Origin of the sequence: Streptomyces sp. LUP47B (assembly GCF_001746295.1) — a bacterium.
Taxonomy (GTDB): Bacteria; Actinomycetota; Actinomycetes; order Streptomycetales; family Streptomycetaceae; genus Streptomyces.
Map to the genome: position 1 here is coordinate 230206 of NZ_MJAH01000008.1, position 12195 is coordinate 242400.

The 12195-nt window shown below is 69.1% G+C and carries 12 protein-coding genes; 5 read left to right on the forward strand and 7 right to left on the reverse strand.

From position 1 onward, the window contains the following. Nucleotides 1-34 precede the first annotated feature (34 nt). Both BFN33_RS25455 and BFN33_RS25460 read left to right on the forward strand, forming a co-directional pair. Nucleotides 35-1639 carry a peptide-N4-asparagine amidase gene (locus BFN33_RS25455; protein WP_069762471.1) on the forward strand — a complete coding sequence of 535 codons (1605 nt, stop codon included), beginning with the start codon at nucleotides 35-37 and terminating at the stop codon, nucleotides 1637-1639. 170 nt (nucleotides 1640-1809) lie between these two features. Next, nucleotides 1810-3168: a cation:dicarboxylate symporter family transporter gene (locus BFN33_RS25460; protein WP_069762472.1), complete on the forward strand. Its 1359-nt coding sequence runs from the start codon at nucleotides 1810-1812 to the stop codon at nucleotides 3166-3168. 66 nt (nucleotides 3169-3234) lie between these two features. Here the strand turns inward: BFN33_RS25460 and BFN33_RS25465 are convergent, their stop codons facing one another. Further along, nucleotides 3235-3672: a MarR family winged helix-turn-helix transcriptional regulator gene (locus BFN33_RS25465; RefSeq protein WP_069762473.1), complete on the reverse strand. Its 438-nt coding sequence runs from the start codon at nucleotides 3670-3672 to the stop codon at nucleotides 3235-3237. A 94-nt stretch (nucleotides 3673-3766) separates the two neighbouring features. Between BFN33_RS25465 and BFN33_RS25470 the strand changes: the two genes are divergently transcribed. Both BFN33_RS25470 and mltG read left to right on the forward strand, forming a co-directional pair. Beyond that, nucleotides 3767-5596, forward strand: coding sequence for an ABC transporter ATP-binding protein (locus BFN33_RS25470; RefSeq protein WP_069762474.1), 1830 nt, complete (start codon nucleotides 3767-3769; stop codon nucleotides 5594-5596). 62 nt (nucleotides 5597-5658) lie between these two features. Beyond that, on the forward strand, nucleotides 5659-6507 hold the full coding sequence (mltG, locus tag BFN33_RS25475; RefSeq protein WP_069762475.1) for an endolytic transglycosylase MltG: 849 nt from the start codon (nucleotides 5659-5661) through the stop codon (nucleotides 6505-6507). A 13-nt stretch (nucleotides 6508-6520) separates the two neighbouring features. Here mltG and BFN33_RS25480 read toward each other — a convergent pair whose 3' ends face one another. The 5 genes from BFN33_RS25480 to BFN33_RS55590 form a co-directional block, all read right to left on the reverse strand. Further along, a complete protein-coding gene (locus tag BFN33_RS25480; RefSeq protein WP_069762476.1) occupies nucleotides 6521-7597 on the reverse strand; it encodes an NAD(P)-binding domain-containing protein in 1077 nt (358 codons plus the stop codon). Between the two features lie 45 nt (nucleotides 7598-7642). After that, on the reverse strand, nucleotides 7643-8668 hold the full coding sequence (locus BFN33_RS25485) for an ABC transporter substrate-binding protein (protein ID WP_069762477.1): 1026 nt from the start codon (nucleotides 8666-8668) through the stop codon (nucleotides 7643-7645). A 42-nt stretch (nucleotides 8669-8710) separates the two neighbouring features. After that, nucleotides 8711-9409 carry an ABC transporter ATP-binding protein gene (locus BFN33_RS25490; protein WP_069762618.1) on the reverse strand — a complete coding sequence of 233 codons (699 nt, stop codon included), beginning with the start codon at nucleotides 9407-9409 and terminating at the stop codon, nucleotides 8711-8713. A gap of 299 nt (nucleotides 9410-9708) precedes the next feature. Next, nucleotides 9709-10626 (reverse strand): ABC transporter permease, encoded by a 918-nt coding sequence (locus BFN33_RS25495; RefSeq protein WP_069762478.1) that lies wholly within the window; start codon nucleotides 10624-10626, stop codon nucleotides 9709-9711. A gap of 124 nt (nucleotides 10627-10750) precedes the next feature. Further along, complete coding sequence (locus tag BFN33_RS55590; protein WP_356244832.1) at nucleotides 10751-10852, reverse strand: putative leader peptide; 102 nt, start codon at nucleotides 10850-10852, stop codon at nucleotides 10751-10753. Between the two features lie 104 nt (nucleotides 10853-10956). Between BFN33_RS55590 and BFN33_RS25500 the strand changes: the two genes are divergently transcribed. Further along, the gene (locus BFN33_RS25500) at nucleotides 10957-11385 is read left to right on the forward strand and encodes a secondary thiamine-phosphate synthase enzyme YjbQ (RefSeq protein WP_069762479.1); all 429 of its coding nucleotides are present in this window, start codon (nucleotides 10957-10959) and stop codon (nucleotides 11383-11385) included. Nucleotides 11386-11408: 23 nt separating this feature from the next. Here BFN33_RS25500 and BFN33_RS25505 read toward each other — a convergent pair whose 3' ends face one another. Continuing rightward, complete coding sequence (locus BFN33_RS25505; RefSeq protein WP_069762480.1) at nucleotides 11409-12083, reverse strand: polysaccharide lyase family 7 protein; 675 nt, start codon at nucleotides 12081-12083, stop codon at nucleotides 11409-11411. Nucleotides 12084-12195: the final 112 nt, after the last annotated feature.

Genomic DNA, 12195 nt, shown 5'->3' on the forward strand with positions numbered 1-12195 from the left:
GCGGGAGATGCCCGACTCGCCGTAGAACACGGCCATGAAGAGACGGATCGTCATGTCCATGCTCGCAGGGGCGACCCTCCTGGCGGGCACGCTGCTCGGGGCGACCCCCGCCCAGCCCGCGGAGGCTCAACACGCGGTCGCACCCGCCGAGTTCGGCACCGACTGGCACGACCCCATCACCGCGGCACCACCCGTCACCAAACCTTCTGGCAAGTCCTGCCATGTCACGGTCGCCGAAGCGCAGTTCCGCGATTTCACCCCGTACACCGGTACTTACGCACCTCCCGAGGGCTGCGGCGACCGCTGGAGCAAGGTCGTGCTGCGCATGGACGGCAAGGTCAAGGGACGGCAGTACGACCGGCTCGGGTATCTGCACATCGGCGGGGTCGAGGTCTTCCGTACGTCCACACCGCAGCCCTCGCCCGACGGTATCCAGTGGTCCGTCGAGAAGGACGTCACGCGCTACAGCGACACGCTTCGCACCGGCCACGACGTCGAGATGCTCATCGGAAACGTCGTCGACGACACGTACACCGGGATCATCGACGTGAAGGTCACGCTCACGTTCTACGAGGGGCGACAGGTCACGGCCCCGGACCGGGTGCTGTCGCTCGACGACAACACCCTCACCACCCCGCGCAACAGCGAGCGCATCCTCGCCGAGGTGTACGCCACCGGTTCGGGCGGCGGCTGCGAGGAGTACTGGTACCTGACGGTGCCGTCCGAAGCGCCGTACTCCTGCCGGGCCGACCACGGCCCCTACCGTGAGGTGCAGATCAAGGTCGACGGCCGACTCGCGGGGATCGCCGCTCCGTTCCCGACCGTGTGGACGGGTGGCTGGTCCAATCCCTTCCTCTGGTATGTCGTCCCGGGCCCCCGCGCCTTCGACATCAAGCCGATCGAATACGACCTGACCCCCTTCGCCGGGATCCTCAACGACGGGCGCCCGCACCGCGTGGAGGTAGCGGTCGTCGGCGTTCCCGAGGGGCAGCCGGGCTGGAGCACCCCCGTGAACGTCCTCGTGTGGCAGGACGCCAAGAGCGCGCACGTCACCGGGAAGCTCACCACGCACACGAACGGTGACCTCGCCAACTCCTCGACGTACGCACCCGGTTCGGAACACCGCGTGGACACCGAGGGTGACCACCGGCTCACCGTCGCCGGATATGTCGACACCTCGCACGGCCGCGTCACGACCACCGTCCGCCGCGCGCTGGCGACCACGTCCACCCACCGCTGGGGCGACGGCGAGAACCCCGACGCGCTCAATGGGACATGGACGGACGACGAGTCGGTCACCGTGGACGGTCGCGGACCGGCCAGTACCACCCGCGCCCACCGCACGTACACGATGGACGGCACGACCACCATCGGCGCGGGCGACCGGCTGCGCACCGTGCTGACCCTCGGTGACCGTGCCGAGGTCTCGACGACCCGAGCGGGCCACCGCACGGCGTGGTCCCGGCTCGACGACACCTACGCGGGCGACGCCACGTACACGATCAACGTCCCGCGCGACCAGCGGCACGCGGTCGGTACGACGAGCGAGCACTACCGGATCCGCGGTTCGGCCGGCTGCTACGACCGTTCCCTCGCCACCGTCCAGGGGGTGCTGACCGAGGAACGCGGCGGCTGCTGAGCGCGAGTTGTGTGCGATGGGTCACAGGCGTCGTGATTTACACGGCTGCAACGCGACGGTCTTGCGCGTGATCAACGGTCCCTCCAGAGTGTTGGCCACGGAAACCGCTTTCCGTATCGCAGAAGTATCCCCCATGGCTTCTGCGCGTCCCCGTCGCTCAAGGAGTGCTCGTGCCGTCGTCCGTCCCGTCCCTGCCGCGACGCGTCGCACACATACTGCGTACCTCTCTCTTCGCGCAGGTCGCCTGCGCGCTCGTGCTCGGCATCCTCGTCGGAAAGCTGTGGCCCGGCTTCGCCTCGGACCTCCAGCCGCTCGGCGACGGTTTCACCCGGCTCATCAAGACGATCATCTCGCCGCTCGTGTTCTGTGTGGTCGTCGTCGGCATCGCCAAGGCCGGTGATCTGAAGGCCTTCGGCCGGATCGGGCTCAAGGCGCTGATCTGGTTCGAGGTCGCGAGCACGCTCGCGCTGATCATCGGTCTGGTCGCCGCCAATGTGGTCCAGCCCGGCTCGGGTATGCACGTCGACCCGGCCACCCTCGACTCCGCCGCCGTCGACGCCAAGACGGGCGGCGGACACCTTCCCTCGACGACCGAGTTCATCGTCAACGCGCTGCCGACCAGCTTCATCGGCGCCTTCGCCGAGAACTCCCTGCTCCAGGTGCTCATCCTGGCCTGTCTGGTCGGCGCCGCGCTGCTGCACCTCGGCCACACCAAGGTCCCGCAGGTGCTGCCCGCCATCGAGCAGGCCCAGGAGATCATCTTCGCGGTCGTGGGCTTCGTGATGCGCCTCGCGCCGATCGCGGTGTTCGGCGCCATGGCCGTCCTGATCGGCCAGTACGGCCTCGGCGTCATCGAGACCTACGCCAAGCTGATCGTCCTGTGCTACGCGGCCGCCGCGCTCTTCATCGCGCTGCTCGCCGTCGCGCTCAAGGCGGTCACCGGGCTCAGCCTCTGGAAGTTCCTGCGCTACATCCGCGAGGAGATGCTCCTCGCGCTCGGCACCGCGTCCACCGAGTCCGTCATGCCGCGCGTGATGCAGAAACTGCGCAAGGCCGGCGCCCGCGACGACGCCGTGGGCCTGGTGCTGCCCACCGGCTACTCCTTCAATCTCGACGGCGCCTCGCTCTACCTCTCCATCGGCACGTTGTTCATCGCCCAGGCGGTGGGCGTCGACCTCAGCCTGAGCCAGCAGATCACCGTGGTCCTGGTGCTCATGCTGACCAGCAAGGGCATGGCGGGCATCCCGGGCTCGGCGTTCCTCGCCCTGTCCGCCACGGCGTCCTCGCTGGGTGCCATCCCCGCCGGGGCCGTCGCCCTGCTCCTCGGCGTGGACCGCATCATGGACTCGATGCGCGTCGTGACGAACCTGCTCGGCAACTGCGTCGCCGTCTTCGCGGTCTCCCGCTGGGAGGGGGCGCTGGACATCGAGCGGGCGAAGAAGGTGCTGGGCGGCGAAACGGTGCCCACTGTCGTAGAAGAGCTGGTACCGGTGCAGCCCGTCAAGGAACCTGCCTCCGAGGTCGGCTGACAGGCCCACCGGAACAAGCCGCGGTCACCGCTCCAGTCGTACGGAGCGGTGACCGCGGCCTGTTCGTCAGTGCTGCTCGTCGATCAGCGTGTCCAGCAGTCCGCCGAGTACGTCCCGCTGATCGTCCGACAGTGGTGCGAGGATCTCCTCCGCGGCGGCTCGGCGCACATCCCGCAAGCCCTGAAGGGTTTTGAGACCGTCCTCGGTCAGCTCTATGCGGATCACCCGGCGATTGGCCGGATCGGGCACCCGGCGCACCTTGCCGCTCGCCTCCAGCCCGTCGACGAGCGTGGTCACCGCACGCGGCACCACCTCGAGCCGCTCCGCGAGATCGGCCATGCGCGGTGGCGTCTCCCAGTGCGCGAGGATGCGCAGCAGCCGGGACTGGGCCGGAGTCACGCCGAGACCGCGCTCATGGAGCTGGCGCTTCTGGATGCCGTGCACCCGGCGCGTGAGCCTGAGCAACTGCTCGGCGAGCAGGCTGTCGGAATCTGGCGTGGTCATACGGGAACAATATCAGGACCTAGTTCATTGTGAGCATAGGTAACAATGAGCTAGGCTCCGCTGATCCTCACCACCTCACCCTCCGTAGGAGACCATGCCCCGCGATCACATCGACTGGACCCCCACCCCGGGCACCTCGACCGACCAACCCCGGCAGGTGCGCCGCATCCTCCGGCTCTTCAAGCCCTACCGCGCCAAGCTCGCCGTCGTCGGCCTGCTGGTCGGCGCCTCCTCCCTCGTCACCGTGGCCACCCCGTTCCTGCTGAAGGAAACGCTGGACGTGGCCATCCCCGAGGGCCGCACCGGACTGCTCAGCCTGCTCGCGCTGGGCATGATCGTCAGTGCCGTCCTCACCGGCATCTTCGGCGTGCTGCAGACCCTCATCTCCACGACGGTCGGCCAGCGCGTCATGCACGACCTGCGCACCGCGGTCTACGGCCGCCTGCAGCGCATGTCGCTCGCCTTCTTCACCCGCACCCGCACCGGCGAGGTGCAGTCCCGCATCGCCAACGACATCGGCGGCATGCAGGCCACCGTCACCTCGACGGCCACCTCCCTGGTCTCCAACCTGACCAGCGTCATCGCCACGATCGTCGCGATGATCGCCCTGGACTGGCGGCTGACCGTCGTCTCGCTGCTGCTGCTCCCGGTGTTCGTGTGGATCAGCCGCCGCGTCGGCAACGAACGCAAGAAGATCGTCACCCAGCGCCAGAAGCAGATGGCCGCCATGGCCGCGACCGTCACCGAGTCGCTCTCCGTCAGTGGCATCCTGCTCGGCCGCACCATGGGCCGCTCCGACTCGCTCACCCGGTCCTTCGCCGACGAGTCCGAGGGTCTGGTCGACCTCGAAGTGCGGTCGAACATGGCCGGCCGCTGGCGCATGGCCGTCATCGGGATCGTCATGTCCGCGATGCCCGCCATCATCTACTGGACCGCGGGCTTCGCCCTCCAGACCGGCGGCCCGGACATCTCCATCGGCACCATCGTCGCCTTCGTCTCGCTCCAGCAGGGCCTGTTCCGTCCGGCCGTGAGCCTGCTGTCGACCGGCGTCCAGATCCAGACCTCGCTCGCGCTCTTCCAGCGCATCTTCGAGTACCTCGACCTGCCGATCGACATCACCGAGCGGGAGAACCCGGTCCACCTCGACCGGGTCAAGGGCGAGGTCCGACTGGAGAACGTCGAGTTCCGGTACGACGGCAAGGGCGGCCCCATCCTCGACGGCATCGACATCGACGTCCCCGCGGGCAGCAGCCTCGCGGTCGTCGGCCCGACCGGTGCCGGCAAGTCCACGCTCGGCTATCTGGTCCCGCGGCTCTACGACGTGACGGGCGGCCGGGTCACCCTCGACGGGGTCGACGTCCGCGACCTCGACTTCGACACCCTGGCGCGCGCCATCGGGGTCGTCTCGCAGGAGACGTACCTCTTCCACGCCTCGGTCGCCGACAACCTCCGGTTCGCCAAGCCGGACGCGACCGACGAGGAGATCGAGCAGGCGGCGCGGGCGGCCCAGATCCACGAGCACATCGCCTCGCTGCCGGACGGGTACGACACGGTCGTCGGCGAGCGCGGCCACCGGTTCTCCGGCGGTGAGAAGCAGCGTCTGGCGATCGCCCGGACCATTCTGCGAGACCCGCCCGTCCTCATCCTGGACGAGGCGACCAGCGCGCTGGACACCCGGACCGAGCACGCCGTGCAGGAGGCCATCGACGCGCTCTCGGCCAACCGCACCACACTCACCATCGCGCACCGTCTGTCCACCATCCGCGACGCCGACCAGATCGTGGTCCTCGACTCCGGCCAGGTGGCCGAACGCGGCACGCACGAGGAACTGCTGGAACAGGACGGGCGGTACGCGGAGCTCGTACGCCGGGACGCCCGACGGGACCCCGCACAGGGGGGCGCGCAGCTGGAACCGACCAGCTGAACCGAAGCCGACAAGCCGAAGATATGCCTGGTTTGTGACGATATGCGGGTTACCGTGCCCGCATGCAGATGAACACTCCGCCACGGAGCACGATTCGACTGACGCGCCGGGGCCGACTCGTCCTCATCGCGACCGGGGCCGTCGTGGCGGGCACCGCCGTGGCGGTACCGCTGCTGACCCTGGAGAGCGAGGGGGAGAGGAAGCCCACCACGCTGGTGATCCCGGAGGGCTGGCGGGCCGGGCAGGTCTACGACGCCGTGGACAAGGCCCTCGCCCAGCCCCCCGGCACCGCCAAGAAGTCCCTGGCCAAGCTGAAGCTCAAGCTGCCCAACGAGGCGGAGGGCAACCCCGAGGGCTACCTCTTCCCGGCGACGTATCCGCTGGAGCGCAACGGGAAGAAGGCGACGCCCGAGGCGCTGCTCTCGTCCATGGTCGACACCGCGAACCAGAAGTTCAAGGGCGCCCCCGTCGCGGCCGGCGCCCAGCGCAACGCGATGAACGTCTACCAGGCCGTGACGATCGCGAGCATCATCCAGGCCGAGGCCGCGACCCAGGCCGACATGGGGAAGGTGGCCAGGGTCATCTTCAACCGCCTGGAGCGCGGGATGCCGTTGCAGATGGACTCCACCATCAACTACGCGCTGAACCGCTCCACGCTGCGGACGACCAGCGCCGACCTCCGGATCGACAGCCCCTACAACTCGTACCAGCGCATGGGGCTGCCGCCGACCCCGATCGACAACCCGGGTGAGGACGCGATGCGGGCGGCGATCAGCCCGCCCCCGGGGGACTGGCTGTACTTCGTGACGGTGAAGCCGGGGGACACCCGCTTCACGAACAGCTTCGAGGAACACCGGCGCAATGTGGCCGAGTTCAACAAGAACCAGCAGAAGTCGCCCAAGGCAGGCTGACGGTGACGGAGCGTCAGGCGGCGACGGGTTCCGTCGTCAACAGCCGCTTGATGTCACGCACGGCCGCACGGCCCGCGCGGTTGGCGCCGATGGTGCTCGCCGACGGGCCGTAGCCGACGAGATGGATCCGCGGGTCGGCGACCGCGCGCGTTCCCTCGACCCGGATCCCGCCACCCGGCTCGCGCAGTTTCAGCGGAGCCAGGTGATCGATGGCGGCCCGGAACCCGGTCGCCCACAGGATCACGTCGGCTTCCAGACGCCGCCCGTCGTTCCACTCCACGCCGTCGGGCGTGATCCGGTCGAACATGGGCTGCCGGTCCAGCACTCCGTCCGTGATGGCCTGCCGGACCGCGTCGTTGAGCGGAAGCCCGGTCACCGACACCACGCTCTTCGGCGGCAGCCCCTGCCGTACCCGCTCCTCGACGAGGGCCACGGCCTCCCGGCCGACGTCCTCGCTGAAGGGGCCCTCGCGGAAGACGGGCTCGCGCCTGGTCACCCACGTGGTGGCGGCCGCGTACGGGGCGAGCTCCATGAGGTGCTGGGTGCCGGACGCGCCCCCGCCCACCACGACCACCCGCAGCCCGGCGAACGCCTCGGGCCCCGGGTACTGCGCGGTGTGCAACTGCCGCCCCCGGAACGTCTCCTGGCCGGGATAGCGCGGCCAGAACGGCCGGTCCCAGGTGCCGGTGGCGTTGATCAGCGCCCGTGTCGACCAGGTCCCGTCCGAGGTCTCGACGAGCAGCCGCCCGTCGTCGCCCTCGCGTACGGCACTGACGTCGACGGGGCGCCGTACCCGAAGGTCGAAAGCGCGCTCGTACGCCGTGAAGTACTCGGCGATCACCTCCGACGACGGCCGCTCCGGATCGGCGTCCGTGAGCTCCATCCCCGGCAACGCGTGCATTCCGTGGACCTTGCCGTACGTCAGCGAGGGCCACCGGAACTGCCAGGCGCCGCCGGGGGCGGGGGAGTGGTCCAGCACCACGAAGTCGCGTTCCGGCTCGAAACCGGTGCGGCGCAGGTGATAGGCGCTGGACAGACCTGCCTGGCCGGCGCCTATGACGACTACCTCGACCTCGTGGAAGTTGTTCACCTTTCTACCAACGGTACGGAGGCTCCGGATCTTCCCGCGGCCGGGTCAGTCCGTCTCCGCGGGGCGGGGCGTGGTGGTGGACGGCGGGAGGTCGCCGTTGAACCGCGCGTCCGTGAAGTCGCCGAAGTCGACCTTGCGGGGGATGAGCTTCAGGCCGGTGAAGGTGTCCGCGATCTCCTGTTCGGAGGCGATGAGCGGCTGGTCCACCGCCACCGCGACCCGGGTGGTGTAGGTCCGCTTCACCGCGGCCAGCGCCACGTCCTCGGGCAGGCCCGTCTCCTTCGCCCAGACCTTCGCCCACTCCGGCTCGTGGGAGTAGACCCACTTGTAGGCGCGTCGCAGCCGCTCCAGATAGTCATTGATCGCGGCGACCTTCTTCTTGTCCTTCAGCGCGCCCGGCGCCGCCACCTGGAAGGTCAGACCGTTGGTGATGCCGTCCCCGGTGGTCAGCACGCGTCCCTGCTTCGCCTGGAGGATCTGCGAGGTGTACGGGTCCCACACCGCCCAAGCGTCGACCTTGCCGGAGGTGAACGCGGCCAGCGCATCAGCAGGTTGGAGGTACTTGACCTTCACGTCGCCCAGGCCGAGCCCGGCCTTCCTGAGGGAGGCGACGAGTTGGTAGTTGGCGGACGAACCCTGCGCCACGGCGACGGACTTGCCCTTCAGTTGCGCGGGACCGGTCAGCTTGGAGTCGTTCGGTACGAGGATGGCGTCACCCTTGGACGTACCGTGCCAGGCCGCCACCACCGTGATCTTCGAGTCGGCGCCGGCCGCGAACACCGGCGGGGTGTTGCCGACGCCGCCGATGTCGACGGCCTTGGCGTTGACGGCCTCCAGGAGGGGCGGGCCGGAGGTGAACGTCGACCACTTGATCTTGTAGTCGAGATTGTCGAGCTCCCCGGCGGCGCGCAGGATCGCCTCCGAACCGCCCTTCTGGTCACCGACGTTGAGCGTGAGGGAGCCCTTGCCGTCGGTGTCGGTGCCTGTGCCGGCGGACGCGTTTCCGCCGCAGGCGGTGAGCAGAAGAGCGAAGGGAAGGAGCAGTGCGGCGGGGGCGAGGCGACGTCGCATGGGGGATCCGTTCTGTGTAACTCGGCTAATGGGTAAGGCAGTTCAGGCGGCTTCGGCTGCGGTGTCGACGCCCAGGCGCTCCAGCAGCCGACCGCGGATCTCCGCGAACCGGGGATCGGCGATGTCGCGCGGCCGGTCGAGGTCGATCGCCTGCTCGTGCGCGATGACACCCTCGTCCATCACGAGGACACGGTCGGCGAGCAGCACGGCCTCCTCGACGTCGTGCGTCACGAGCAGTACCGCGCAGCCGCGCCGCTGCCACAACTCCCCGACCAGACGCTGCGCCTTGATCCGGGTGAGGGCGTCGAGCGCGCCGAACGGCTCGTCCAGCAGTAGGAGATCGGGCTCGCGCACCAACGCCCTGGCCAGCGAAGCGCGTTGGGCCTCGCCGCCGGAGAGGGTCTTGGGCCAGGCGTCCGTGCGGTGGCTCAGTCCGACCTCCCCCAGGGCCTGGTCGGCGACGGCGCGTGCGGGCTTGCCCGGTAGGCCGAGCAGGACGTTGCGCCACACCTTCTTCCACGGCATCAGCCGGGGTGCCTGGAAGGCGACCGCCTTGCGGCGCGGGACCAGGACGGTGCCCTCGATGTCCCGGTCGAGTCCGGCGAGGATGCGCAGCAGGGTGGACTTGCCGCAGCCACTGCGGCCCAGCAGAGCCACGAACTCGCCTGGCCTGACGTCGAGTTGGAGGTCATCGATGACGGCACGGCCGTCGAAGGAGCGGGTCAGGCCCTCGACGCGCACGGCCTGAGCGGGGCGGGGTGCGCGGGCCGGGGAGGCGTCGAACCTGGTTGCCTCGGCTTTGAATGTCTCGGCCTTGGCCGCCTTGGCCTTGGGCGACTTGGCCTTCGACGCCGCGGGATCGGCAGCCTGAGCCTGGGCCGGGGGTGCTTCGGCCTTGGCCGTCTCAAGGTGGGGGGCCTCGGCCTGGGCCGCCTCGCCCTGCGGTCCTTCGGCCTGGGTTGCTTCGGCCGTGGATGCCTCCGGCCCGGATCCCTCCGCCCCGGATCCCTCGGCTTCGGATTCCTCGGACACCTGGGGCTTCACCGGCCGGTGAACGTCGGTCGCCATTGCAGCAGCAGCCTTTCGAGGGAGCGGACGATGAAGTCGGCCAGCAGGCCGAGGAAGGCGTAGACGATCAGGCAGACCACGATGACGTCGGTGCGCAGGAAGTCCCGCGCCTGCACCATCAGGAAGCCGATGCCGGAGTCCGCGTTGACCTGCTCGGCGAAGACGAGCGCGAGCCAGGAGATGCCGAGCGAGTAGCGCAGTCCGGTCATGGCGCCGGGCAGCGCGCCCGGCAGGATGACATGCCGTACGAGCCCCCACCTCGAGAGACCGAGGGACTCCCCGGCCTCGATCAGCTGGGCGTCGACGCCACGGATGCCCGCGTAGACGTTGAGGTAGAGCGGAAAGGTCACCCCGAGTGTGATGATGGCGATCTTCGGGGCCTCGCCGATGCCGAACCAGATGATGAACAGCGGGATCAGACCGACGAACGGCACGGTCCGCAGCATCTGCACCGGAGCGTCCACGATGTCCTCGCCGATCCGGAACAGCCCTGAGACGAGGGCGAGTCCGGTGCCGATGAGGGCGCCGAGGAGCAGCCCGCCCGCCACCCGTTGCAACGAGGTCGTCATCGCCGAGGTCAGCGAACCGTCGGAGATCAGATCACCCGCGACCTGGGCGATACGGCCGGGGGAGGCGAGGACGTCGGCGGTCAACACACCGGTGCTGCTGAGGAGTTGCCATAGCGCCAGCAGCAGGACGGGACCGGTGGTGCGGCGCAGCCAGCGGGGGACGCGGGTGCGGCGGGAGGAGGTGGGGACGATGGGTTCGAGGTCGGGGGCGGGGGCGGAAACAGGGGTGGGACCGAGGGCAGTGGGCTCGGCGGCGTTCAGGTGGGAGGTTTCCGAAATGTCGGTTTCGGAGGAATCTGGCGGGGCGTGGCTGATGCTCATGATGCTCCACGGAGGGGGAGAGCGGCCGGCGAGGGGCACGCCTCGACGCCGCCTGGGCACGACACGGATCAGCGTGCGCGCCTGTCGGCGGAACGAGGGTGCGGGAAAAGCGGGGAGGAAGGCGTCAGCAGCCGCGGCGACACGCGGCGGAGGCCACCCGCAGCAGGTCGATGTGACCGCGCGTGGTGAGCAGGACTGAACGCAACATGGGGCCGAAGCTAGCCATTCGGCGTGTCCACGGTCAATGGTGTCTCGCGGACTGGACCCGCCGTATCGCAGGGTGGTCCAGGAATGATGAGTGAATCCGCTCTCAGGGGTGAGGATGGGGACATGGCAGACGCTTCCACCACCCGAGTCCTGAACGTCGCCTCCGGTTCGTCGGAGCGGATCGTCGATCTCACCGGCGACTGCGAGGCCTTCCTGAGGGAGGTCGCCGCAGGCCGTGACGGCCTCCTCAACGTCTTCGTCCCGCACGCGACAGCCGGCGTCGCGCTCATCGAGACCGGTGCCGGCAGCGACGACGACCTTCTCGCCGCGCTGCATGCCCTCCTCCCCGCCGACGATCGCTGGCAGCACCGCCACGGCAGCCCCGGCCACGGCCGCGACCATGTCCTCCCGGCGATCGTCCCGCCCCACGCGACGCTGCCGGTGGTGAACGGGCAGCTGGAGCTGGGGACTTGGCAGTCGGTGTGCCTGGTGGACACCAACCGGGACAATCCTCAGCGGAAGGTACGTGTCACTTTCCTCGCCGGTTCCTGATCAGCTCTGCCGACTCGTCGCGATCACCGCGTCCAGTACCGGATGTTGCGGAACCGGGCCTCGGCGCGCCCCGAGCCGTGGTCGTAGACGCCGTTCTTGAAGTAGCGGGTGGCCGGGCCCCGGTCGGCGACCGTCAGGACGAGGGAGTCGTCGAAGTAGACCTTGACCGTGCCCGTCCCTGTGCTCGCCTGGTGGGCGATCTTCACGTTGAACCAGGTGTCGTAGGCCCCGGTCCTGAGAGCCGTGCCGTCGTAGCGGCGGACGGTGCCCCCGTCCGTGTCGTAGACGTTGAGCATGATGTCGGTGGCCGGAGTCCCGGAGGGGTGGACGCTCCGCAGGATCTGGACGAAGGAGGCGCCGTCCGAGCCGGAGGGGAGATAGACGTCGGCGTCCCACATGTGATCGCCCGTGGTGTAGTCGACCTTCCAGCGCATCTCGGTACGCGGATCGGTGGAGCTGCCCTCCTGGAAGGGCTCGTCGGTGGCGTACACCCACATCCGGTGCACTCCGCCGCTGTAGCTGTGACGCTCGCTCAGATCGAGGTTCCAGGGCTTCTGCCAGCTGTAGGCGAACGACGTCTGCTGCCAGCCGTCGGTCGGGTCGGCGGCCACCGCCGCGCCCGCGGGCCGGGAGAGGGCGAGTACGGGGCCGCCGACCAGCAGTCCGGCCGCTGTCCGTAAGGCGGATCTCCTGTTCATCGGGTGTCCTTCCGTTGTGGGAGTGGGGGTCCATCCGGTCGGGAGGCAACACCAATACATCGGAGGAGTCAATGACTTCGACCGTACTCGATAGCCGTGGAAGGGATTCTGG